Raw genomic sequence first — 24,777 nt, 5'->3', positions numbered from 1 at the left:
AATTATGAGCAAGATATTATTATTCGACAATTATGATTCCTTCACCTATAATTTATTACATATCCTGAAGGAACTGGGTGCGGAGGTGGAAGTTCACCGCAATGACAAAATATCCTTGGAAGAAGTAGACCGCTTTGATAAAATCCTTCTTTCGCCGGGTCCCGGTATTCCGGAAGAAGCAGGCATCCTGCTTCCTTTAATCCGCCAATATGCCCCGACAAAAAGTATTCTGGGAGTATGCCTCGGAGAACAAGCGATTGGAGAAGCCTTCGGAGCAACCCTGATTAACCTGACGGACGTTCATCACGGCGTTTGTTCCGATATCCGGGTGACAGCTAAAGAACCGTTATTTGCCGGACTCGAAGCCGGATTCCGTGCCGGGCGTTACCACTCCTGGGTAGTCTCCCGCGAAAACTTTCCCGATTGCCTGGAAATAACAGCGGAAGATATGGAAGAAAAACAAATCATGGCATTACGTCACCGTACGTACGATGTCCGGGGTATCCAATTCCATCCGGAATCGGTCCTGACCCCGAAAGGCAAGATTATTATTGAAAACTGGCTGAAAAGATGACTAGTGGCAGTTAAAAAGAAATCATTTACGAAAGAAGAGTTATGAAAGATATATTATACAGATTATTCGAACACCAGTACCTCGGCCGGGATGAAGCCCGCCAGATACTTCAGAATATGGCTGCCGGCCAATACAATGATTCCCAGATAGCCAGCCTCATCACCGTCTATCTGATGCGTAACATTTCCGTAGAAGAGTTATCCGGTTTCCGCGAAGCCCTGCTCGAAATGCGCGTACCGATCGACCTGTCGGATTACAAGCCAATCGACATCGTCGGTACAGGGGGCGACGGCAAAAACACATTCAATATCAGTACTGCTTCCTGTTTTGTCGTTGCCGGAGCCGGTTACAATGTGGTGAAACATGGTAACTACGGCGCAACCTCCGTCAGCGGCGCCAGCAATGTGATGGAACAACATGGCGTCAAGTTTACCAACGATATCGACAAACTACGCCAAAGCATGGACACCTGCCATATCGCATACTTGCATGCCCCTTTATTCAATCCGGCCTTAAAAGCGGTAGCCCCGGTACGTAAAAGCCTGGGAGTACGCAGTTTCTTCAATATGCTCGGCCCGCTGGTGAATCCCGTTATGCCGGCTTACCAGTTATTGGGCGTATATAATTTACCTTTGCTGCGGTTATACAGCTACACATACCAGGAAAGCGGGACACGTTTTGCCGTTGTCCACAGCCTGGACGGGTACGATGAAATATCACTGACCTCCGACTTCAAGGTAGCAATGCCGGAGAAAGAGAAACTATATACCCCGGAAATGCTTGGTTTTGCCCGTTGCACAGAGGATGACCTCGACGGCGGCCAGACTGTCGAAGATGCCGCCCGCATCTTCAATAACGTAATGACCAATACGGCAACCCCGGCACAAAAGAACTGCGTAATTGCCAATTCTGCCTTTGCTATCCAGGTCATCTGCCCGGAAAAGAAGATAGAAACCTGTATCGCCGAAGCCCGCGAATCACTGGAAAGCGGCAATGCACTGGCCACACTGAAAAAGTTTATTTCGCTGAATAATTGATTTATGAAAGATATATTGCAAGACATTATAGCCAACAAACGCATCGAAGTAGACCGGCAGAAACAAGCCGTACAACTCCGTACGCTACTGGCATTGGGTGGTGAACGGCTGGAACGTACCACCTATTCAATGCGTGCCTCGCTGGCTGCATCTTCTTCGGGCATCATCGCCGAGTTTAAACGTAAAAGCCCATCGAAAGGCTGGTTGCATCCGGATGCCGCCATCCCGGACATCATCCCGGCCTATCAGCAAGCCGGAGCTTCTGCCTGCTCGGTCCTGACCGACCCGCAGTTTTTCGGCGGTTCGTTGGGTGACCTCTGCCAGGCACGCAAGCTGGCTGAGATTCCCCTGTTACGGAAAGATTTTATCATCGACGAATACCAGGTATACCAGGCCCGGGTCATGGGAGCCGACGCTATTCTACTAATCGCCGCCTGCCTCACCCCCGACCAATGCCTGTCACTGGCAGAGCTGGCACATACCCTCCAACTGGAAACATTGCTGGAAATCCACAGCGAATCAGAATTGGGGCATCTCAACCCGCATATCGACATGCTCGGTGTTAACAACCGCAACCTCGGGACATTCCATACCGACGTGGAAAATTCGTTCCGTCTGGCAGAGATCATGCAGGAAGTCAGCAAAGAAAAAGACCTGGCTCCCCTACTGGTTTCGGAAAGCGGAATATCAGATACAGCCACAGTAAGCCGCCTTCGTGAGGCTGGCTTCCGCGGTTTCCTGATTGGTGAGACATTCATGAAAACAGAAGAGCCGGGCGCTACCTTATCCGCTTTCATAGGAGGTCTGCCATGCTAATCAAGGTTTGCGGCATGCGAGAACCGGAAAATATCCGGCAGGTAGCAGAGACGGGAATCGACTGGATGGGATTCATCTTTACACCCAATCACCCAGGAGATTGGGGGCTGATGACAGTGGACAGCAATTATCATCTTTCATCTCTCAACTGTCAACCGTCAACTGTCAACTAAAAAGAGTCGGCGTCTTCGTCAACGCCACACCGGAAGAAATGATGGAAACAGCCGCCCATTACCGGCTCGATTATCTGCAATTACATGGAAACGAATCACCGGACATCTGCTTTACCCTCCATAAACGGGGATATGCAATCATCAAGCATTCTCCATCGCCACCGAAGAAGATTTAAAACCGGTCGCCGATTACGAAGCCGTGCCGATTATTTTCTTTTCGACACCAAATGCAGCAGCTATGGCGGTTCAGGCAAACAGTTCGACTGGTCGGTACTCTCCACCTACAAAGGGCAAACGCCTTTCCTGCTCAGTGGCGGTATCAACCCCGACAGCGCAGAAGCCCTCCGGAACTTCAGCCACCCGAAACTGGCCGGTATCGATCTCAACAGTGGTTTCGAAACCAGTCCGGGCATAAAAGACGCAGAGAAACTGAAAACATTTATTGACAAGATTAAAAATAAAAAGACTGACATATGAATCGTATTACAAACTTATTCGAAACAAAAAAGAACGGCATCCTGTCCGTTTACTTTACAGCGGGTTATCCTCAGCTAAATGATACGGTAACCGTTCTGAAAGAACTGGAAGCAAGAGGTATTAACATGGTCGAAATAGGCATCCCTTTCTCCGACCCGATAGCAGACGGCCCCGTCATCCAGGAAGCCGCTACACAGGCATTGCGAAACGGCATGTCGCTCCACCTCCTGTTCGAACAGTTGAAAGACATACGGAAAGAGGTACAAATGCCTTTAATCCTGATGGGCTACCTCAATCCGATTATGCAATTCGGCTTCGAAGACTTCTGTAAAAAATGTGTGGAAGTAGGTATCGACGGCATGATTATCCCCGACCTCCCTTTCGCCGACTACATGTCCGACTACAAAGAGATAGCCGACCGCTACGACCTGAAAATGATTATGCTTATCACCCCTGAAACTTCCGAGACCGTATCCGCCTGATTGACGAACACACTTCCGGCTTCATCTATATGGTATCGAGTGCCGCAACAACAGGTGCACAGCAGAGTTTCGACGATCAGAAACAGGCCTATTTCCGCCGTATCAACGGAATGAACCTGCAAAATCCTCGTCTGGTAGGTTTCGGAATCTCCAACAAAGCCACCTTCGATGCCGCCTCCTCCAATTCCTCAGGCGCCATCATCGGCAGCAAATTTATCCAATTGCTGAAAAGCGAAACAACAATCCCCGGAGCTGTAGATGCATTACTGGAAAGTTTGAAAAAATAGGACGACAACCTGCCTGAAATGGGTAGGCATCGAAACAAAAACGGACAAGCATCGCTTTATCTATGGATGCCTGTCCGTTTTTATATTAACAAAATATCCTCGAAAAAACAGCAACTTACAACAATATTATTCCCTATTATTTAGTACATTTGCCAAAAACAGGAACGTCTTTTGTGCATTTTTGCCATTTTCAGGAACATAAAATTGATTTTATCATGGAATTATATCGTAGCATCATTGAAGATTTAAAAGATTGGAAAAGTAGACCGGATAGAAAGCCTCTAATTTTAAAGGGGGCCAGACAAACTGGAAAAACATGGATATTAGAGCATTTTGGTCATACAGAATTCGAATATGTAGCCAGCTTCAATTTCGATAAGGATGAATCTTTAAATGAAATCTTCGAAAACACAAAAGCCCCCGAACGAATAATTTCACAGTTAAAATTGCATACTGACAGTCCTATTTTGCCTCATAAAACACTAATAATCTTTGATGAAATTCAAGAATGCAACAAAGCACTGAATTCCTTAAAATACTTCTGTGAGGATGCTCCTGAATATGCTGTAGTGGCTGCCGGTTCATTATTGGGAGTAACCTTATCGAAAGGAGATTCATTCCCTGTCGGGAAAGTAGAATTCATGAACCTATACCCTTTAACATTTAAAGAATTTTTAAAAGTAAGCGATGGAAAAATATATCAATATATTGAAGAGTTATCTGTTGTGGAGCCTCTTCCCCAAATTGTTTCAGATAAACTAACTGAATTCTACCGCCAATATCTTGTCATAGGTGGAATGCCTGCAGCCGTAAAAGCCTTTATGGAAAATAAAGGCATGGACGAAGTAAAACGTGTACAGAGATTTATTTTAGATGCCTACACATTTGATTTCTCTAAACATGCTGAGAATAAAGATATTCCTCGTATCATAAGTATATGGAATTCCATACCCAGTCAACTAGCAAAAGAAAATCGTAAATTTATTTACAAAATGGTAAAACCGGGAGCCAGGGCACGAGACTATGAAGATGCCCTACTTTGGTTAGAAAATGCAGGACTAATCTACAGAATCTTTTGCAGCTCCAAACCCTATCTGCCATTAAAAAGCTACGATGACCTTTCAGCCTTCAAAATCTATCTTTCCGATATCGGCTTACTACGCGAATTGGCAGGACTTCCTCCTGAAGCTATCTTAGCTGGCAATACGGCATACACTGAATTTAAAGGAGCATTGGCAGAAAACTATGTCCTACAATCATTGGTATGCCAACTTGAAATCCTTCCCCGGTATTGGACATCATTAGGAAAAGCAGAGGTTGATTTTGTTATCCAATCAGGTATAGAGATTATTCCCATTGAAGTGAAATCAGACACTCGTTTAGGAGGAAAAAGCCTATCCGTATATGATATGAATTATCATCCGACATATAAAATCCGATATTCACTGAACAATCTGAAAGTAGATGATAATCTGATTAATATACCATTATATTTAGCTGATTGGACCATGAAGCTAATATCAATCCGATAATCTTTATATATTTGAAAAAAAGAAACAGTTGCCAGTTTATAACCGACAACTGTTTCTCTTTTCAGCGGAAAGCGAGGGATTCGAACCCCCGGAACAGTTACCCGTTCACCGCATTTCGAGTGCGGCCCATTCGACCACTCTGGCAGCTTTCCTGGTCGTTGACGCGACAAATGTATAAAAAATTTTATACCGTTATCCTCCAAAGGTCTTTTTTTTCTGCACACAGCACTACTATGTCAGTCCAAGCAACACTATAATGCTAATACCCATAGCATTATAGTATCATACAACACAGCACTATAGTGCTAAAAGGAGTAACCTCCCGGCACTCCCAATCCTATCGTGTTAACGAATTGAACGTTATTATTTGAAATAACGGTTATATAATCCTTCGAAACCTTTACCATGGCGGGCTTCGTCTTTACACATTTCGTGTACTGTATCGTGGATAGCATCCAGATTCTGCTGTTTTGCCAATGTTGCGATACGTTTTTTATCTTCGCAGGCACCGGCTTCTGCTTCCATACGTTTTTTCAGGTTAGTCTTTGTGTCCCAAACAACATCACCCAACAGCTCTGCAAACTTAGCAGCATGTTCTGCTTCTTCCCATGCATAACGTTTGAATGCTTCTGCTACTTCAGGATAACCTTCGCGGTCTGCCTGGCGACTCATTGCCAGATACATACCTACCTCAGTACATTCACCCATAAAGTGAGCGTTCAACCCCTCAAGAATAACAGGGTCAACACCTTTTGCAACACCTAATACGTGTTCGTCTACAAACTGCAGAGCGCCTGTTGTTTCTACCAGTTCTTTGAACTTGCTTTTCGGTTGTTTACATTGCGGACAGAATTCAGGAGCTTCGTCACCTTCATGAACATAACCACATACTGTGCAGATCCATTTCTTTTTCATCTTCGTAAAATTTTATTGGTTGTAAAACTATTAGTATATAATCTTTTGTTATTCGCTGTGACAAAATTAACCAAACAAATCTAAAGAGCAAGAGATAAGCTGATAGAAATATTCTATCTGTTAATTGATAAAAACTATGGAACTTATTCAAAGCGGCAAGTGTTAGATTATAAAACTTACATATATTATGGATACATTAAAGATTACAAGCCTCTTAGGCGACAAAGCAGAATATTTACTGGGTCACACCTGTAAAACGATTGACAAATCACTGATTCACATACCATCTCCTTCAACAGTCGATGATATCTGGATTAATACGGACAGAAATATTCAGACATTAAATAATTTACAACGAATGTTGGGAAGCGGACGGCTGGCTAACACCGGTTATCTGTCTATTCTCCCGGTCGACCAGGACATAGAACATACGGCCGGAGCATCATTCGCCCCGAATCCCATTTATTTCGATCCGGAAAACATCGTGAAGCTGGCAATCGAAGGCGGTTGCAACGCTGTCGCTTCCACATTCGGAAACCTGGGAGCTGTGGCACGTAAATATGCACATAAAATACCGTTCCTTGTAAAGCTCAATCACAATGAATTGCTTACTTATCCGAACAGCTACAATCAGGTCATGTTTGGTACAGTCAAGGAAGCCTGGAACATGGGAGCCGCAGCAGTCGGTGCCACCATCTATTTTGGTTCTGCGGAAAGCCGTGAGCAACTGGTCGAGATTGCGGATGCATTCGAGTATGCACACGAACTAGGTATGGCAACCGTCCTCTGGTGTTATCTGAGGAACAATGATTTCAAGAAAGATGGTGTAGATTATCATGCAGCAGCCGACCTGACCGGTCAGGCCAACCATCTGGGTGTAACAATCAAAGCAGATATCGTTAAACAAAAACTGCCGTCCAATAACGGTGGCTTCACAGCCATCAACTTCGGCAAAGTAGATAAAAAGATGTACACCGAACTGACGACCGAGCACCCGATCGACCTTTGCCGTTACCAGGTAGCCAACGGTTATATGGGCCGTGTCGGCCTAATAAATTCCGGAGGAGAATCACACGGTGCCTCTGACCTGAAAGAAGCCGTCATCACTGCCGTCATCAACAAACGTGCCGGCGGTATGGGCCTGATTAGCGGGCGTAAAGCATTCCAGCGTTCCATGAAAGATGGCGTCGAACTGCTTCACACCATTCAGGACGTTTACCTGGACCCGGAAATTACGATTGCATAAACAAGCAACGACATATAGGAAGTGCATGGAAGGATATATCTTTTCATGCACTTTTTTATTTACCTTTGCACCGATTTAATAAAGGCAAAATGAAATCAGATGCTTATAAGGGCCATCTGGCTATGCTGGGGGCAAATATATTATGGGGGCTGATGTCTCCCGTTTCAAAAGCCGTATTAATGGCTGGTCCGGTCAGTGCGTTGTCGCTCACGACTTTCCGCATGGTGGGAGCGGCTGTCGTTTTCTGGCTGGCGTCACTCTTCACCAAAAAAGAACATGTCAACCATCAGGACCTTGCGAAGCTGTTCTTCGCCGCGTTACTGGGAATCGTACTGAACCAGGGGTCATTCATCTTCGGCGTTTCCCTGACCTCGCCTATCAATGCCTCCATAGTCACGACAACAACGCCTATCATTACTATGATTATTGCGGCATTCTACCTGAAAGAACCTGTCACCGGAAAAAAGGTAATCGGTATCTTTGTCGGGGCAGCCGGAGCCTTGTTGCTGATTCTGAGCAGTCAAAGCGCAGCGGCCGGTAGCGGTAAAAGCAGCAATATATGGGGTGACCTGCTCTGCCTGCTGGCACAGTTCAGTTTCTCTTTTTATTTTGTGTTGTTCAAGGGATTAATAGGCAAATATTCCCCTATCACATTGATGAAATGGATGTTCACATACGCTTCCATCTGCACGATACCGTTCTCCTACAACCATATTGCAGGTATCGATTTCCTGAATCTTCCTTCTGAATTGTATATGGGTATCATTTATGTCGTACTGGGAGGAACTTTCCTGCCTTACCTGTTCATTCCCATCGGACAAAACCTGTTGCGCCCGACAGTAGCTTGTATGTATAATTATGTACAACCAATCGTTGCGTCACTGATTGCCGTACTTTGGGGGATGGATACTTTTGGAGTGATGAAAGGGATTGCCGTAGCATTGGTATTTACCGGCGTTTATATCGTAACACAAAGTAAATCGAGGGCCCAGTTAGAGGCCCTCTGAAATACCTTTCCATAAATTATCGTCAGGGACAGGGGCTACAATCTTTATCAATTCTTTGGATACCGGATGGATAAACTCGGCACTCCGGGAATGGAGACTGATACCGCCATCTTTATTCGAACGCTCGGCACCATATTTCAGGTCTCCTTTAATCGGACACCCCATCTTTGCCAACTGACAGCGTATCTGGTGATGCCGGCCGGTTTTCAGGTCTATTTCCAATAAGAAATAATTATCCGAATGCGCAACCACCTTATAATGAAGAATCGCTTTCTTTGAATCCGGACGTTCGGTATCGTAAGCGTAACTCTTGTTTTGTTTCTCGTTACGGACCAGCCAGTTCACCAGTTCGCCTTCTTCAGCCGGCGGACAGTTCTTGACAATGGCCCAATAGGTTTTCTTCACCTCTCCTACCCGGAACATCTCGTTCAGGCGGGGCAAAGCTTTACTGGTCTTGGCAAACAGAACTACACCGCTCACCGGACGGTCCAGTCGGTGGGTAACACCGACATACACATTTCCCGGCTTGCAATACTTCTCTTTCAGCCACGCTTTGAGCATTTCCGAAAGAGGAGTATCACCGGTTTTATCTCCTTGTACAATCTCACGGCATGTTTTGTTTACCGCGATGATATGATTGTCTTCGTAGATAACTTCCATATTACATATTCATACCGCCGTCTACCTGAATCACCTGTCCGGATACATAAGCAGACAAATCAGATGCCAGGAATGTAGCGACATTTGCCACATCTTCAGTAGTACCGCCGCGGCGCAAAGGAATCTTCTTGTTCCATTCTTCTCTTACTTCTTCCGGCAATTTCGCAGTCATATCGGTAATGATAAAACCAGGAGCGATTGCATTGGCACGGATACCACGTGAACCCAGTTCCTGAGCCACCGATTTAGCCAAACCAATCATACCGGCTTTTGAAGCCGAATAGTTGCTCTGACCGGCATTCCCGTGAACACCTACGACAGAAGACATATTGATAATGTTACCTGCACGCTGTTTCATCATGACCGGAGTACAAGCATGGATGAAATTGAAAGCCGATTTCAGGTTCACATTCAGGACAGCATCCCACTGGCCTTCGCTCATACGCATCATCAGGCCGTCTTTCGTGATACCGGCATTGTTAACCAGAATATCGATACGACCGAAGTCTTTCACGATTTCTGCCACTACATTATGAGTCTCTTCAAAGTTGGCTGCATTAGAAGCATACCCTTTTGCCTTAACACCTAAAGCTTCGATTTCTTTCTGTGTAGCTTCACCGTTCTCGTCGATAACCAGGTCTGTAAATGCGATATTTGCACCTTCAGCGGCAAACTTTAAAGCGATAGCCTTACCGATACCGCGTGCAGCACCAGTTACAATGGCAACTTTTCCTTCTAATAATTTCATAATATTTCTATTTACGTTTATATTAACACTGTATCAGACAAGCACCTGCCGAATATCCGCCGCCGAAGACGGTCAGACAAACCAGGTCGCCTTTCTTGAATGTATGGTCATTCTGTGCATACACCAAAGCCGAACTAACCGAACCGGTATTACCCAGTTCTTCGATATTATGCAGGAACTTTTCTTCCGGCAAATTCAGCTGCTTGGCAATATTCGACATGATACGCATATTCGCCTGGTGACCGATAAAATAAGTCAGGTCATCCAACGCAAATCCGTTCTTCTCCAACAGATAGACTGCATTTTTAGGCATGTAGGTACAAGCCTGGATAAACACGTCGCGGCCTTCCGGCATCTGGATACCACCGTCACGGGGACGCAACTGCACACCTTCAGGACCTTTCCCCAAATGGCCCAACCCCTGTGTAAACACTTCAATAATATGCGGATCTTTCTCTGTCACGCGTTCCTTTGAAATAAAGAACGCAGCAGCGGCATCACCCCAGAGATGACCGGCTTTCGGATCTGTTTCATTATAATAAGCGGAATTTTTATCTGCCGAAAGGATTAAAGCCTTTGTAGCCTTTCCCATAGCAAAATAACCTTCCACAACTTCCAGCGCATTTAAAAAAGAAGAACAGGCAGATGATAAATACAACGCTTTCGCATTTGTAATATTAAACTCACGCTGCGTATAATGGGCTGCGGTAGCAACTGTATCGTACGGAGAATAGGATGCTGAGATAATCAAATCAACTTCCGTAATGTCATACGGCAATTTTGGCAGTGCGTTACGTACGGCGTCCATTCCCATGGTACAAATTGTCTCTTCCGGTTTGGCTTTGGACCGGGTTTTAATACCCGTACGCTGTTCAATCCACTCACTTGTCAACCCGTTTAATTCCAAAAAATGTTGGTTGTGCACCCGTTCTTCAGGCACATAAAACCCTGTTGCATTAATAAACATCTCTGGTTTACTTTATCTTTATTCCGTTGAATATTAAATTCATTACATTATCTCTCCGCTTAATCCGCTGGCTGATATTATCTCCCATAATACCCCTTATATAAGGAACTTCCAATCCCTTCAAGGCATGATGTAGCACCACTGCTGTTATTTCTGTATCAGGCATTGCGAAGATCCCTTCCTTCACTCCGGCATCCAATATTCCCTTCAATAATTCTGTCTCACGTATGTCAAAGTTCTTACGAACCTTCTCTACGCGCCATATATCACGGAAAAAGTTAGCTTTCAGCGTACCATTACGAAATACGAGCGCTTTGATAGCATCCAATCTGGCATAGATGAATGTCATCAACTTCTCATCAGCTGGCAAATCCTTTCCGGCAACATCAAGCAGCATCTTGTATAACTGGTCCAGCTCCGATTCCACCACAGCCAGATAAATCTCATTTTTGCTCTTGAAATACGTATATAACGTACGTCTGCCTTTCCGGGAAGCCTGTGCAATATCGTTCATTGTCGTATTATCAACCCCCATGCGGGCAAACAATTGCCTGGCCACATCCACCAACATTTCGCGTGTTTTAGAAACTGTCATCGGCATTGTATTGCACATTTTGATTAAAACTGTGCGCAAAGTACCTAAAAAAGATTGGTTCTACCAAGTATATTAAAAAAAACTTGCAATAAATTTGTTTTATAAGAGAAAATCCCTACCTTTGCACTCGCAATCACGAAATGATTGTAAACTATATCGCGGAGTGGAGCAGTGGTAGCTCGTTGGGCTCATAACCCAAAGGTCGTAAGTTCGAGTCTTGCCTCCGCAACTATCTAAAGGCTTTCAGTATTCACTGGAGGCCTTTTTCGTTTTCATCTTTCCTAAGCTTTATTAGCCTAATTTAAGCCGTCAATTTCCGCCCCGGCATGTTTATTGTAATGTAGATGTATGGATATCAACCGACAAAAAGACTTAACAATATAATAATATGGCTTATATAGACTATTACAACATTCTAGGGGTGAACAAAGGCGCTTCACAGGACGACATCAAAAAAGCGTACAAGAAGCTGGCCCGTAAATATCATCCGGACCTGAATCCGAACGATCCGGATGCTCACCGGAAATTTCAGGAAATCAACGAAGCCAATGAAGTACTGAGCGACCCGGAAAAACGGAAGAAATACGACCAATACGGTGAAAACTGGAAACATGCCGACCAGTTCGAAGCTCAGCAGAACCAATACGGACAGTATCAGGGTGGCTTCGGTGGTTTTAGCGGCTTTGGAGGCAGTAACGGCGGGGGTGCCCAATGGAGTGCCTCAGACGACGGCAGCGGCTTCTCCGACTTCTTCGAATCCATGTTCGGAGGCGGCGGTCGTGGCAGAGGCAACCATGCTTTCCGCGGCCAGGACTATAATGCAGAACTGCATGTCTCTTTGGCAGATGCAGCCCAAACACACAAACAGGTTATTACCGTCAACGGTAAGAATCTGCGCATAACCGTACCAGCCGGTATCGCAGACGGACAGAGCATCAAACTGAAAGGCCAGGGCGGTCCGGGCGTAAACGGCGGACCTGCCGGCGATCTGTACATCACATTCAGCATAGCAGAAGACAACCGTTTCAAACGGGTTGGCGACGATTTATATATAACCGCCCCGTTAAACCTCTACACCGCCATACTGGGTGGCGAACAGATAATAGAAACAATGGACGGCAAGGTAAAACTGAAAGTGGCTGCCGGAACGCAGAACAACAGCAAAGTCCGCCTGAAAGGCAAAGGTTTCCCTGTCTATAAAAAGACGGGCAGTTTGGTGACCTGATCGTCACCTACTCCATCGAGATACCGACTAATCTGACGGATAAACAGAAAGAGTTGTTCCGCGAAATACAGAGTCTTAATCAATAAAACACGAGTACTATGCAAACAGATTTAATTATAGTCAACGAATATTGCCGGATATGTCATATAGAACCTTCTTTCATCTTCAGGCTGGAAGAAGGCGGACTCATTGAAATCCGTATCATCGAAGGCGAAAAGTATTTACAGGCGGAGCAATTACACGATATCGAAAGATATACACGTATGTATTACGACCTCTCAATCAATTTCGAAGGAATCGATGCCATCCACCATCTGCTGAATCGTGTCAAATCCATGCAACAGCAAATCGGACATCTAAAAAAGATGTTGCGGGTATATGAAGCAAAAGATTTTGAAGAAAATGAATTATAAAATCCAATTGACACATCTACCTTACATTCAACCCGGTAGATGTGTCATTTTGTTACTAAAAGAAGCCTTACTCCCCGGCTTTCAACAGAAAAGCAAAAACTTTTTGTAAAATAATTTGGATTGTAAGAAATAATTCATACCTTTGCACTCGCAATCAGGAATGATAGCAACTATATCGCGGAGTGGAGCAGTGGTAGCTCGTTGGGCTCATAACCCAAAGGTCGTAAGTTCGAGTCTTGCCTCCGCAACAATTTGAAGAAGCGACACGAAAAGCGATGTACATTAATTGTGCATCGCTTTTTTATTGAATACCTACTTCGCTAAATATTTCAAATCACACAATAAACGGCAAAAACAAGGGCTTGAACGTAAAAAAGCCAGCAAGGATTACCCTTACCGGCTTATATTTTATACAATTTGAATTATAAGAAATATTCTATTTCATTCCACTGAGAAGCAATCTTCCTCTGCCTGTTTGTTATTCACAAACATATCCTTCACAAATAAATATCCGATACCACCGAACAGAGCTAAAAAAACAAAGCCGATAAGTATCAGTGGCTTTTTAGGTGAAGCAGGCTTTAATGGCACCGTTGCCGGGCTGATCACCGTATAGACCGGAGTTTGTTCCTGAACACGGAGTTTGTCCTGCTCCAGTTTCTGGGCCAACGTATTGTAAACATTGAAAGTCAGTGTCATTTCATTTTTCAGACGCTCCTGCTCGGTGCGGTAACTGGCAGAGATGATGTTCTTGTTCGCATCCTCAAAGGCGGCATACGCACGTTGGGCCTTGTAATAAGACTCACGAGCTTCTCCAAACACCTTCTCTGTAAACTCAAGATCCTGCTTGGCCTTCTGTGTACGGTAATTGGTGATGTATCCCTGAAGCTTTTCCACGACTATCTGAGTAAGGCTTGCAGAGATCAAAGGGTCCTGCATCTGGACAGAGACTGTTATTACCAATGTCTTTTTATCCACGGAGGCAGAGATACGTTTCTGCAATCCTTGTATTACGCCATCCTGTTCTCTGGTTAACCGGAAAGATGTTAATTCTCCCTTACCGGAAAGTTCTTCTTCTGAGAATAATCCTCTCACCCAACCAAGTAATTTGAAAGGAGCCTTTATCACATAACTCCACCACGCACTTTTCTGATGATCATCCATATATTCGTACAATGTCGATGAATAATCACCTTTTTCACTCTCTACCTGTACAGGAAACAACTCCAACAGAAACGGAATACTTTGTACCACATCCGGATACAGGTCCGGAGAGATAGCGTCTGAACCAGCCGAAGAACCCAGGTTTATCCCTGCCATAGCAGCCAGACCACCCAGATTTCCCATCTTTTTGGACGGATCAGACGTTTCAGGTGCCAGCTTTACTGTCGTACTGTATTCTTTCGGTATGCTGAAAGCAACCACCAATCCTACAACTATCGCGACTCCACAGCATTTGAACAAGAACTTGCGTTCCCCCCATAGCCGTTTAGCCAACTCTATTAAATCTATCTCCTGCTCGTTTGTATCCATATCAGGAGCGTTCATTTGAATCATATCCATCTTTTTAATTGAAAATTAAAGATTGAAAATTGATAATTATTTCAGTGTGTTGATGATAGAGGTCACCATGGCTGCCATCGAAGTGGTTGAACTGGCTATGCTCAGAACTTCTGCCAGACTGGTCTTACGATCACGCTGCGTCTTGGTCGGAACGACAATTTCGCATCCCGGTTCTACCTTCGGATAACGTTTGAAGAAGATAAAGCTTTTCTTGGTCGTTGCCACCTTTCCGTTCATATAGATTACGATCGGATATTTACGAGCAATATCATTATAGCCACCGGCTTGCGACAGGCAATCTCCCACAGACATCCCTTTTGTATAGGTCACGCTGTTCGGATAGGTTACGGCTCCGTTTATCTTTACCGTACTCTGCAACTGAGGAATGTAGAGCGCATCTCCGTCACGCAGCACCACATCGTGCGCACTCCCCGGATTTGCCAGGGCCTTTTCCAGGTCGATACCCACTGAATAATCTTTAATGTTCTCCAAAGATAAAGCAACCGAATCACGGCTCTGTTTATTGGAACTCAGTTGTAGCAGAGTTTCCAGGCGGCGCATCTCATCTTCTGTCAACTGGCGTTTCAGGCTTGCTCCTTTTACATAGGCATCAGGCGTTATCCCTCCGGCTTTGGCGATAATATCACTCAAACGGGAGTTCTTTTCTGCCAGGACATAATCACCGGAAAAGGTAATCTCACCATTTACCTTCACTACCTGTTGTTCCTGATAACCCGGTGAGAAACGTACATACACCTCATCAAACGGTTCCAACGTAAAAAGAGTATCCCCTTTTTTTCCATTCACCGGTATCAATCCCAAATTGTCATTCAATTCAAAATTGAATACTTCGGCCGTACGGTTAGTATTTTCGTACGTTTTTGTATCCTTAATACGACGGGCTACTTCCACATTCACCGTTGCAGCCGATTCCTTCAAACCGCCAGCCATCATAATAGCATCTTCCACTGTCAGATTGTTCCGGTAAGGAAGAACTGTGTCTATAAAATTCACAGCCCCGCTTACTTTAATCGTATAAGGTTCTCTCAAATCAAAGAAAGAAGGGATATAAAGTTGGTCTTCCGGCTTTAGTTCCATATCGGGAGCAGTACCGTTCAGGATACCACGGATATCTACGGCTATGACAGTCGTTGTAAAATCCGGATTCAAACGGGTGATCTGAGCACGACCGGCAAACTCATCTCCTTTCAAACCCGCTGCCTGATCAACCAGTTGACGGACCGTATGAACCGTACCATTCAATTCATATTCTCCCGGACGCCAAACGGCTCCTGTCACTGTCAGACGATTTTCATAGAAGGGGATCACAGAATCCACCAACAAAGAATCGCCATCCATCATTGCAAAAGTCGGATATTTATCTTCCGTAACAGTAGCTATCTGATAACGGCTACCGGCTTTTCGCTTGATACGGACATCTTTCTTATACGCATCCCCGGTAAAGCCTCCGGCCATATTCAATAACTGTGAGAGCGTTTCCCCCTTTTTCAACTCAAAAATACGGTTACGTTTTACTTTTCCTTGTACCACAGCCAGTTGGTCATAAGGAGAAACGATCACCATATCATTCTCTTCCAGACGGATATTCGTATTGTATTTACCGTTCAACAAATAATCGTACACATCCAGGCTGGCTACCTCCTTGCTATTCCGGTAAACTTTGATTCCACGAAGCGAACCGATCTCATTCACTCCACCTGCTGCATACAACGCATTAAACAAAGTAGCAAACGATGGAAGCGTATAGGTCCCCGGAGCAACGACCTCTCCTACTATATTCACTTTGATACTACGTATCTGGCTCAGACTAACGGAAACAAATGTATTAGCCCCGTCCGTACTTCCAGACTCTGTATCTCCCGACAAGGTAGACATGATCCGTCCCAATTCCTGTCGGATACGGTTTTCAGCAGTTTCGATAGTCAGTCCGCTGACAGATACCGGGCCTAGATTAGGGATAAGAATTGTTCCTTCGGGAGAAACCTTCAGTTTCAGATTCAGTTCAGAATCTCCCCATACATTGATCAACAATTCATCTCCGGCAGATAAAACATATCCTTTGGGAGTCGGTACATTCAGATCCGGCTCAAAGGACAGATTCTTATTTGAAAATATTTCGCGACCGAACACGGTTCCGCTTAGATCTCCTGCCGGACGATTGGCTTCCCGCTGGGCATCCAAAGGAGGTATCACCTTTCCATCCGGAATGGCAACCGTACGATCTGTAACCACAGCATCCGATGCTGTACGCGTAGCCTGTTCCGTCCCGGACTGTCCCATCCGTTTATTTATCTCCTGGCGAATCTGGTCATCCGTCATACCCGCGGCTTTCGCCTTATCAATCAAATCCTGGGACACCTGTGCCGACAATGGAACCGCCAACCACAGTAATCCCCCCAATAATACATTTCTGATTACGATATTCATATTATTATTTGTTTTTGTTGTTATTTCGATTTTAGAAATAATTGAATCATCTGTTTATTGACTGGTTGTAACTGGCTCCCCTCTTGAGAGGGGGTAGAGGGTGTGTTAAAGCCAGTCAATAAAACAAGCCTTGTTACAGGTTTATTTGCCGTCTGCTTCAGCTGACGGATTAGTAAAGGGGTTATCTCATTGGACTTTAGTCCCATTTCTTACAGGTTTCTATCTAGGAGAAATGTGGCTGAAGCCAAAAGAGAGAAACAACTTGTAAACCGTCAGCTGAAGCAAACGGCAAATGAAACTGTAATAGTCAAGTGACTCTGATTATGGTGGTTGTATGGCGGGGATATGACACACCCCCTTCCCCCTCTCCAGAGGGGAGCCAGGTACAACCAGTTGCTATAAAAGATAGCTCAAACCTGATAATTTCTGAATCAAAACTTCCTGAACTCCAATCGGGCATAATCCGATTGCAGAACCAGATGCTTCGATGTTAATTCTTTGACGCCGAAGCGTTGTTCTGTTCCGTTCATGCCAAATGGCAATAAGTCTTCAACTTTGCTGATTGGCATGACTACAAACAAGGAATCTCCGGTATATTCCATATTACCGGTTTGACTGGTTACATCAACCTTCATCAAATTGATCGTATGCAAAGCCACGCTGTAATAAGCACGTTCCGGAACTTCTTCCTCTCCCGATGCATATTCTATCTTCATGATCTGCCAGCGACCATCCAGGTCGCCATTAATCGGCATTTTTCCACAAGCGCCAGCCATCAACAGTAGCAACGCACCTATTATATATCTTTTCATCGTATCCATCCTGTTTTTCTGATTGTTAACATGCCACCGGCACTTTTACCCAACATCGCTCCCCGGTCTATACCCAACGATGCTGTAAAATCCCATCCTTTCAATTGGTGGGGAGTATATTTCAATTCAGCTAAAGCATTTCCGTTCTTTTTGATCTCATAAAAAGGCAAACTATAAGTTCCCCAATTACGTGTAACGGATAAAAGGACACTATATTGCAAATCGGCACAAGGATTTCCCATAATCCCGAAATGATGTCCCTGCAAACGATTACTTTTAAAAATTATTTCTCCATCATCATTATAAATAGGAGACATAACCAGCGGATTGCCGATCCCCATCCCCCAATGTTGCCAGCCGGTATAAATACCATGATTATAATAATTATCCGCACCACTCACCTGCTCCGGTATTTCCGGTGTATGATCCCAATAAACAGGACCAGTCTGATCCTTTGTTGAAATATATTCGTAAACGAAACTACCGATCACCGGATTCTTAGGAAACGTTATTTCCACTCCAGCCAGACAATCTTTCCAGCCATATTCCCCAAACATCTGCGAATGGTCTTCGAAATAATGTTCGTAATAGGGACGGATTGTCCAATCTTTTGGTGCATACCAGGTTAGTGAGAAATTCCAACTCCCTAAATGATTACCATAAATATTCGTTTGTTCTCCCATCGGCGTACCACTACTCCCGCCGCTTGGAATAAACACCTTAAAGAAATCCTTTATCCCGTTCGGCATATCGGTCTTCTTGTCCCCAATAAAGGCATTCCCTCCGAATTGAGCAGCCATCTCCAACCCACCTTCAAAGATCAGAGGAAATTTCTCCCTATTACCGATCTTCACATATAAATCTTTGGAATGATAAAGCACATGTTCCGTATGTTTTCCGCCCGGAACTACAAAGTCCTTCTGCCAGCCGTCATCCGTAAACATACCATAAGCAATATGCCCTTTAAAAGCCAACCAACCTTTTGTTCCCGGAACGAGCGTATATTCGGGAATACCGATACGAACCTGCGGAATCGGACGCGCATTTCCGGAGAATGTCAGTCCACCGCTACTCAGTAACGGATTATTGAACTCGCTATGTCGTTCCTTGCTTCCGATGCTCAACCCCAGGCAACGGTATTTCAGATCTGCATACAATTGTTGTACTACAAAAGTCGAAGTAAAATTATAGGCGACAGCCAAATCCGCCCCGAAAGCATACGAGAAAGGTTTATCCTTTTCCAACTCCCGGAAAACACCGGCACGCAGATACCCGTTATTCTTTTCGATAGAGGACAATCCCTGCTTGTTTGCCGTCAGCCAGAAAGGGGTATGTTCGCCTCCGCTGAAGCTGACACCAGTCTCCGCCCGATAACTCAGCCCTTTCGTAAACTGAGCATAAGAGGTTAAAGGAAGCATACACATGCTTCCCAAAAGGATTAAGTTAGATACAATTTTCATTTATTTCAGATATAAAATGAAAAGCAGATCATCTCCTGCCCAGTTCGCGGGAGACGCTGCTTAAATAATTTCGTTGATACTGTAAATCAGATAACAAAAGGACACGCGACTCTTCATCGGCAAAAGTCCGGGATAAACGGTGGAGATTCTGCCGGACACGGTCGACCAGGCGTACCTCCAGATAACTAAGAAAAAGATAGCGGACCAACTCACTTCGACGCACCCGGTCACTATGCGATGAATTGGTATGCAAAGCATAAAGGTTATCCAATTCTTTCGTTTCCGGTTGGTTCTTTTGCGGTCCCGCGTCGAGCGCGGGAACAAGGCTGTCAGTCGGTAACAAATCGTCAGAAGATAGTATTTTCCGGATATTATCCACATAAAGGGCCTCTTCCCCTTCTTCCGTCAGGCATAAAGTATCCGGCCAACGTCGGCAGGCAGTAACCAAGAGCGACTCCGCTTTCCGTCTCGCCGGAGGGATCATCGCCTTTCCTACCCAACGGATAAAGGCTTCGCGCCCCAACGAACGGAACATCTCATCCGCATCCTTACCGCCTTCCGGTAATATATCCACCACCCGGAGACCGGCACTGCGCAGTTTGGGCATTACCCCCGTAACCGTTTCCCGCCCTACCTCGTCGGCATCCAGAAAAAGACAAACCGTAACGGCCTCTTTCCGGATCATAGCAATATGATGCTCCGACAAATTCGTGCCACAAAGGGCAACCGTATTGCTAAAACCAGCCGCATGCATCGCCAACGTATCTTTGTATCCTTCGGTTAAAAAAACGATTCCCGTCTCACGAACCTTCGTCACAGCCCGGTACCAGCCGTAAAGCAATTCATCTTTCTTATAGATCGCACTGGTCGAACTGTTTATATATTTGGGGATTTTCTTAGCAGGCAGATCTCCCCGATAACGTGCTGCAAAAGCAACCAACTCGCCCGCCGCATTACGAATCGGAAAAACAATCCGGTCACGGGTAAATTTCCAGGCTTCAGGCACGATAGCCGGAGCAATCCCAACCTCAAAAGCAGCATAGGTCTCCCGCAATTCTTCCATTCCCGGATCATATGGAAGCAATGTCTGCCTGTAACGTTCATTCATTTCAACCGTCGGAGCTGGTACCTGTTCCCGCACCTGATGCGGGACTGCAAGGGAACTATCCTTTTCAACCGGTTGCTTATCAGGCCTGTGTTTTTGCGATCCCGCATCGAGTGCGGGAACAGGCAAGTGGCAGATATCCGCACAAAGACGGACCGCCTCACCAAAGCTACATCCCTCCTTCTCCTGTACGAAGCGGAAGACATCCCCTCCGGCTCCGCAACTAAAACAGTGGTATACCCCTTTTGCCGGATCCACCCGCAGCGAAGGATGATGATCGTCATGGAAAGGGCACAAGCCCAGATAAGCCGCCCCTTTCCTTTCGAGAGTCAAGTAATGGCCGACCACCTTTACCAGATCGACCCGTTCCTTGAATGATGTGATCTCCAGCCTGTTCATCAGTCCTCAAAATGTAAATTACCACCCGGATTCACAAAAGACGTATAAGTATCATTCCTATATACCTCGGCAATACCTGTCGAGCCGTTACGATTTTTCAGGACATACAACTTGAGCAGATGGGAGGCATTCGACCCGCATTGGGCCGTATTCTTCCCGAAACGTTCCGGACAACCGATAATCACCACACAATCCGCCACAAATTCAATGGCACCCGAATCACGCAAATCGCTCATTATCGGGACAAACCCATTCTCGGAACGCTTCAACACCTCACGATTCAACTGCGAAACCACCAACATGGCACAATTAGCCTCTACGGCAATACGTTTCAATACCGTAATCGTATGACGGATCACAGACTCTTGTGTCTCACCCTTTTTCGTCAATGGAGCAAGTGTATGCAAGTAATCGATCACTACAACATCGCATTCACCTTTACGGCTCCGGAGCATAATCTCCGCCCGCAACGCATCCAGGCTCATAGAAGAAACATTCGTAAAATAATAAGGCGTTTTTTCCATACCGGCAGCATACCGTCTCATCCGATCAATATCCCCCTCACGAAGTCCCCCTATACGCAGGCGGGCAGCCTCCACACCGGCATAACCGGCAAAAAAACGGGCAGCAGTCTGTTCGCCCGTCATTTCAAAACTGAAATGAAGCACATGTTTACCCTGGCGAGCCATATTCATTGCCATAAACATCGCCAGCGCCGTCTTACCGTCACTCGGAAGACCGCCCAGCACCAGCACTTCCTTCCGGTAAAGTCCTCCCGTCAGTCCGTCCAACCCGTTGATTCCGGTCAGCATACGCACCGAATCATCCTTACGGCTCATCCGGTCGAGATGATCGTCTATAGACAACTTCATCACTTCACTAAGCGGCAGAAGCGAATCCGATTCCGAATTATCCATACGCAAGCGTAGCAAATCACGCTCGCAGTCTTCTATCACCTTCAGGTAGTCCATACCGTATTGCAGGCATTCCGATGCTTTTTGTACAAACAGTTTATGCATACACCCCAGCAGATAATGATGAAGGATTTCGCGGGCATACTCTACAGCGTTATGTTCCAGGCGAACCGTCTCCATTCCATCCGACAAGTACGCCATGCCTCCCATCTTCACGTAACGCTCCGGATCTTTCTTTTTCATTTCCTCTTCCACCAGGATCAGGTCAGGCCGTTTATTACGGTTAAACAGATCGGTAAACGCTTCGTAAATAAACCCATGATCCGGATCGGAAAACATTTCCGGACGCAACAATCCGACCACCTCAAGAATCGCCACCTGGTCCAGAAACAGCGAACAGAGCAAAGCTCTTTCAATTACATTCTTTTCCATACTCATAGCAACTTTTTAACAGGTCGGTACGGGGTACGTTCCCATGACTTATCTTCAACTCGGCTTCCTCTCTCCGCAAGCCAATCACATCCGGTTCAACCTGTTTTTTAGTCACTCCGGTTCTTTTACCCTCTTTCGGTGTTTCCGCAGGGATCTCCGGAGCCGTAAAACGATCATAACCGCAAACACGAAAGCAGATATGGCCTGCCACCCGTTTCACTTCCACCAAAGACTCACTTTCCAGTGAACTGACATATCTTCTGACCGAGCGACTGTCTACCTCCATAAACCGTGCCAGCTGTTCGTAAGTTATGAAACATTCACCTCTACGGCATAAGACTTGCTTTCCTTTGATCGACACATAGCCGTCGGCATAATTGCACAAACAAAATAACAACCAATGCACTATCCCGATCATACGTTCACTATTATCGGATGCAAACATCCGTTCTATTATTACACGAGGTACTTTCAAATAGGATTTTCCAAAATACATCAAGGCCTTAACATCCGTGTAAATATTCTCATTTTCAGCCATTTCCATAATGCCGTTTGTTTGTCACGCATAAAACACAGTAAATCAGCCCCATACACTACCTCCTGCCGGATGGCTGTCAAATCCCTACATTATATATAAGAATAAAAGAAAAGGTATTCTTTCTTTTTATGCGTTTTGATTATTAAAATTGATTGGTTAAACAAAATACAATTGTATTCAGTTACAAAAACAATTGTATTTGTATGTAAAGACAGTTGTTTTTGAAATCAGAAACAATTGTTTTTTTACATATGCAAAACATCATGGTTCGCCCAGAAAATCCACAATAATTGCAACCTGTAAAGGAGACAAGATACGGGCTCCTTTAATCCATCCTGAACGAATCAGACGATCGTATAATTCTTTGTTTATTATTACCCAACGTGTAAGTCTTCTCGAGGCTGAATGGGGTGTTAATCCTGGAGCATAAAGGATAGCCAATTCCTGCCATCCAAAAGTTTTTTGTTGAAATAGTTCTTCCATAATAAGATGATTTTAAGTTGTTTTATTACCCTATAAATATACACATAAATTCGGATATAACAACTATATAATCAAATAAATTCAACAAAAAATGCATCTAAATGCCCGTTCGGTTCCATTCGGATCATTCAGCCTATATCCCCACCGTATCTTTGTAATGAATTCAAGGGAAAACACCGGTTAATCTCCCCTGAATCCACCAGTAATTTCCAATTATCAATTTTCAATTAAAAAGCTATGTCATTAAAGTATCGTGTCGTCCTCAAAAAGGACATGAGCAAGGGAGCTGCCAAAGGCGCTCAATTGTATTACGGTCAGGTCCGTTCGATGGAGAAGACCACTTTCAAAAAATTGTGTAAACTGGTCTCCGGTTACTGCACCGCCAAACCCGGTGAAGTAGAGTTGGTGATCGATGGTCTGATTTATGTTCTCTGCATGCTGCTCGAAAGCGGCAATGTCATCCAAATGGGCGAATTCGGCAACTTCCGCATGATTGCCGGCAGTAAAGGTTCATCCACCCTGAAGGATTACGATCCGATGTTGTTTAAGAAGGCCCGTATTATCTTCACCCCCGGCGCCATGCTGCGTCAACTGGTCTCCGAAGCCAGTTACGACCGTCTGGACCCATTCTCCGATCCGGAAGAAAAGAACGGAGAAGGTGGCGAAGACAGACCGGAAATCGAGTGAAATAATTTGCCAATGTGCTAATAAGGCAATATGCCAATTCTGATAATAACAGTTGGTATTTCCATTGGCACATTGGCATATCGGCAAATTAAATAATTATTCTTATTATGACCAAAAAGGATTTTATCACCAAGTATCTTCCCCTAGCTCAAAAGGCCGGGGAAGCTTTCCGGATCAATCCGGTTGTTATCCTGGCACAAGCGGCTATCGAAACCGGTTGGGCACAAAGTGATCTTTGCCTGCAACATCATAACTTTTTCGGTATCACCGCTTACGGGAAAAAGAACGTCTGGTGGACCGGGACCTCCGTGCAACTGAGCACCAACTCCCTCTCCTTCCGCACATATCCCGCCCCATTACACTCTTTCATGGACTATGCCCGCCTGCTCCGCCACGCCTACACCGATGCCGCCGACGTCAGCTACAAGCCTGCCGCCTTTGCCCTCAAAATCGGTTACAGCAAATACATCAGCGAAGTAAACGGCGACAACCGCGAAGCCTACCGGCGAATGCTGGTCTCGATCAGTCGGACAATCGAAAAAGCGATAGCGAATTAGGTTCATATCTTATCAGATATGAGTGTTTGTTTATAGCAACAGGTTGTAACTGGCTCCCCTCTGGAGAGGGGGAAGGGGGTGTGTCATATCCCCGCCATACAACCACCATAATCAGAGTCACTTGACTATTACAGGTTCATTTGCCGTCTGCTTCAGCTGACGGTTTACAAGTTGTTTCTCTCTTTTGGCTTCAGCCACATTTCTCCTAGATAGAAACCTGTAAGA

General features: G+C 45.2%; 22 protein-coding genes, 3 tRNA genes and 3 pseudogenes. 14 read left to right on the top strand and 14 right to left on the bottom strand.

The window, feature by feature from the left end; translation table 11 throughout:
• Positions 1-4 precede the first annotated feature (4 nt).
• From DXA15_RS07975 to DXA15_RS07950, 6 genes and pseudogenes are all read left to right on the top strand, one after another.
• Positions 5-574, top strand: coding sequence for an aminodeoxychorismate/anthranilate synthase component II (locus DXA15_RS07975; protein ID WP_128133677.1), 570 nt, complete (start codon positions 5-7; stop codon positions 572-574).
• 41 nt (positions 575-615) lie between these two features.
• Positions 616-1,611: an anthranilate phosphoribosyltransferase gene (gene trpD / locus DXA15_RS07970; RefSeq protein WP_128133676.1), complete on the top strand. Its 996-nt coding sequence runs from the start codon at positions 616-618 to the stop codon at positions 1,609-1,611.
• 3 nt (positions 1,612-1,614) lie between these two features.
• Positions 1,615-2,427 carry an indole-3-glycerol phosphate synthase TrpC gene (gene trpC / locus DXA15_RS07965; protein WP_128133675.1) on the top strand — a complete coding sequence of 271 codons (813 nt, stop codon included), beginning with the start codon at positions 1,615-1,617 and terminating at the stop codon, positions 2,425-2,427.
• Positions 2,421-3,077: pseudogene (locus DXA15_RS07960) on the top strand (phosphoribosylanthranilate isomerase). The gene trpC and the pseudogene DXA15_RS07960 overlap by 7 nt, the downstream one beginning before the upstream one ends.
• A pseudogene (trpA, locus tag DXA15_RS07955) lies at positions 3,074-3,846 on the top strand (tryptophan synthase subunit alpha). Before DXA15_RS07960 ends, trpA begins: the two co-directional pseudogenes overlap by 4 nt.
• Positions 3,847-4,061: 215 nt before the next feature.
• Positions 4,062-5,378, top strand: coding sequence for an ATP-binding protein (locus DXA15_RS07950; RefSeq protein ID WP_128133674.1), 1,317 nt, complete (start codon positions 4,062-4,064; stop codon positions 5,376-5,378).
• Positions 5,379-5,443: 65 nt separating this feature from the next.
• Here the strand turns inward: DXA15_RS07950 and DXA15_RS07945 are convergent.
• Together DXA15_RS07945 and DXA15_RS07940 are read right to left on the bottom strand one after the other, a co-directional pair.
• A tRNA-Ser gene (locus DXA15_RS07945) sits at positions 5,444-5,530 on the bottom strand.
• Positions 5,531-5,741: 211 nt separating this feature from the next.
• On the bottom strand, positions 5,742-6,293 hold the full coding sequence (locus DXA15_RS07940; RefSeq protein ID WP_007652517.1) for an NADH peroxidase: 552 nt from the start codon (positions 6,291-6,293) through the stop codon (positions 5,742-5,744).
• A 187-nt stretch (positions 6,294-6,480) separates the two neighbouring features.
• On the opposite strand from DXA15_RS07940, the gene DXA15_RS07935 reads away from it, so the two are divergent.
• Positions 6,481-7,539: a class I fructose-bisphosphate aldolase gene (locus tag DXA15_RS07935; protein WP_010800045.1), complete on the top strand. Its 1,059-nt coding sequence runs from the start codon at positions 6,481-6,483 to the stop codon at positions 7,537-7,539.
• 89 nt (positions 7,540-7,628) lie between these two features.
• The gene (locus tag DXA15_RS07930; protein WP_010800046.1) at positions 7,629-8,546 is read left to right on the top strand and encodes a DMT family transporter; all 918 of its coding nucleotides are present in this window, start codon (positions 7,629-7,631) and stop codon (positions 8,544-8,546) included.
• On the opposite strand, the gene DXA15_RS07925 is transcribed toward DXA15_RS07930, so the two are convergent.
• From DXA15_RS07925 to DXA15_RS07910, 4 genes are read right to left on the bottom strand one after another with little or no spacing between them, the layout of a single operon-like run.
• Positions 8,532-9,206: an RluA family pseudouridine synthase gene (locus tag DXA15_RS07925; protein ID WP_128133673.1), complete on the bottom strand. Its 675-nt coding sequence runs from the start codon at positions 9,204-9,206 to the stop codon at positions 8,532-8,534. The genes DXA15_RS07930 and DXA15_RS07925 overlap by 15 nt on opposite strands.
• 1 nt (position 9,207) lies before the next feature.
• Positions 9,208-9,954: a 3-oxoacyl-[acyl-carrier-protein] reductase gene (fabG, locus tag DXA15_RS07920; RefSeq protein WP_007652512.1), complete on the bottom strand. Its 747-nt coding sequence runs from the start codon at positions 9,952-9,954 to the stop codon at positions 9,208-9,210.
• A 22-nt stretch (positions 9,955-9,976) separates the two neighbouring features.
• Positions 9,977-10,921, bottom strand: coding sequence for a 3-oxoacyl-ACP synthase III family protein (locus DXA15_RS07915; RefSeq protein WP_007652511.1), 945 nt, complete (start codon positions 10,919-10,921; stop codon positions 9,977-9,979).
• A 7-nt stretch (positions 10,922-10,928) separates the two neighbouring features.
• Entirely contained in the window at positions 10,929-11,522 is a 594-nt protein-coding gene (locus DXA15_RS07910; protein WP_007652508.1) for a TetR/AcrR family transcriptional regulator, read from the bottom strand.
• A gap of 151 nt (positions 11,523-11,673) precedes the next feature.
• Between DXA15_RS07910 and DXA15_RS07905 the strand changes: the two genes are divergently transcribed.
• From DXA15_RS07905 to DXA15_RS07890, 4 genes and pseudogenes are all read left to right on the top strand, one after another.
• Positions 11,674-11,745, top strand: a tRNA-Met gene (locus tag DXA15_RS07905).
• Positions 11,746-11,904: 159 nt separating this feature from the next.
• Positions 11,905-12,827, top strand: a pseudogene (locus DXA15_RS07900) (DnaJ C-terminal domain-containing protein).
• A gap of 12 nt (positions 12,828-12,839) precedes the next feature.
• On the top strand, positions 12,840-13,154 hold the full coding sequence (locus DXA15_RS07895; protein ID WP_122328629.1) for a chaperone modulator CbpM: 315 nt from the start codon (positions 12,840-12,842) through the stop codon (positions 13,152-13,154).
• Positions 13,155-13,330: 176 nt separating this feature from the next.
• Positions 13,331-13,402: transfer RNA gene (locus DXA15_RS07890), tRNA-Met, on the top strand.
• A 193-nt stretch (positions 13,403-13,595) separates the two neighbouring features.
• On the opposite strand, the gene DXA15_RS07885 is transcribed toward DXA15_RS07890, so the two are convergent.
• The 8 genes from DXA15_RS07885 to DXA15_RS07850 all read right to left on the bottom strand — a co-directional run bounded on the left by DXA15_RS07885 (position 13,596) and on the right by DXA15_RS07850 (position 23,308).
• Positions 13,596-14,711, bottom strand: coding sequence for a GNVR domain-containing protein (locus DXA15_RS07885; RefSeq protein ID WP_122328735.1), 1,116 nt, complete (start codon positions 14,709-14,711; stop codon positions 13,596-13,598).
• 42 nt (positions 14,712-14,753) lie between these two features.
• Positions 14,754-17,165 (bottom strand): SLBB domain-containing protein, encoded by a 2,412-nt coding sequence (locus DXA15_RS07880; RefSeq protein WP_128133672.1) that lies wholly within the window; start codon positions 17,163-17,165, stop codon positions 14,754-14,756.
• A gap of 431 nt (positions 17,166-17,596) precedes the next feature.
• Positions 17,597-17,986: a lipocalin-like domain-containing protein gene (locus DXA15_RS07875; protein WP_122328631.1), complete on the bottom strand. Its 390-nt coding sequence runs from the start codon at positions 17,984-17,986 to the stop codon at positions 17,597-17,599.
• The gene (locus DXA15_RS07870; protein ID WP_128133671.1) at positions 17,974-19,437 is read right to left on the bottom strand and encodes a capsule assembly Wzi family protein; all 1,464 of its coding nucleotides are present in this window, start codon (positions 19,435-19,437) and stop codon (positions 17,974-17,976) included. Before DXA15_RS07870 ends, DXA15_RS07875 begins: the two co-directional genes overlap by 13 nt.
• Before the next feature lie 28 nt (positions 19,438-19,465).
• Positions 19,466-20,941, bottom strand: a complete 1,476-nt coding sequence (locus tag DXA15_RS07865) for a CHC2 zinc finger domain-containing protein (protein WP_128133670.1) — start codon at positions 20,939-20,941, stop codon at positions 19,466-19,468.
• Positions 20,941-22,287, bottom strand: coding sequence for a replicative DNA helicase (locus DXA15_RS07860; protein WP_122328634.1), 1,347 nt, complete (start codon positions 22,285-22,287; stop codon positions 20,941-20,943). Before DXA15_RS07860 ends, DXA15_RS07865 begins: the two co-directional genes overlap by 1 nt.
• A complete protein-coding gene (locus DXA15_RS26100) occupies positions 22,268-22,831 on the bottom strand; it encodes a hypothetical protein (RefSeq protein ID WP_233566968.1) in 564 nt (187 codons plus the stop codon). Before DXA15_RS26100 ends, DXA15_RS07860 begins: the two co-directional genes overlap by 20 nt.
• A gap of 255 nt (positions 22,832-23,086) precedes the next feature.
• Entirely contained in the window at positions 23,087-23,308 is a 222-nt protein-coding gene (locus tag DXA15_RS07850) for a DUF4248 domain-containing protein (RefSeq protein ID WP_122328635.1), read from the bottom strand.
• A gap of 237 nt (positions 23,309-23,545) precedes the next feature.
• Between DXA15_RS07850 and DXA15_RS07845 the strand changes: the two genes are divergently transcribed.
• The gene (locus tag DXA15_RS07845) at positions 23,546-23,995 is read left to right on the top strand and encodes an HU family DNA-binding protein (RefSeq protein ID WP_122328636.1); all 450 of its coding nucleotides are present in this window, start codon (positions 23,546-23,548) and stop codon (positions 23,993-23,995) included.
• 107 nt (positions 23,996-24,102) lie between these two features.
• Positions 24,103-24,552 carry a glucosaminidase domain-containing protein gene (locus tag DXA15_RS07840; RefSeq protein WP_128133669.1) on the top strand — a complete coding sequence of 150 codons (450 nt, stop codon included), beginning with the start codon at positions 24,103-24,105 and terminating at the stop codon, positions 24,550-24,552.
• Positions 24,553-24,777: the final 225 nt, after the last annotated feature.

Source organism: Parabacteroides sp. AM58-2XD, from assembly GCF_003463685.1.
Lineage (GTDB): Bacteria > Bacteroidota > Bacteroidia > Bacteroidales > Tannerellaceae > Parabacteroides > Parabacteroides segnis.
Note: the sequence above shows the minus strand (reverse complement) of the source record. Positions and strands in the feature narration are given on the sequence as shown.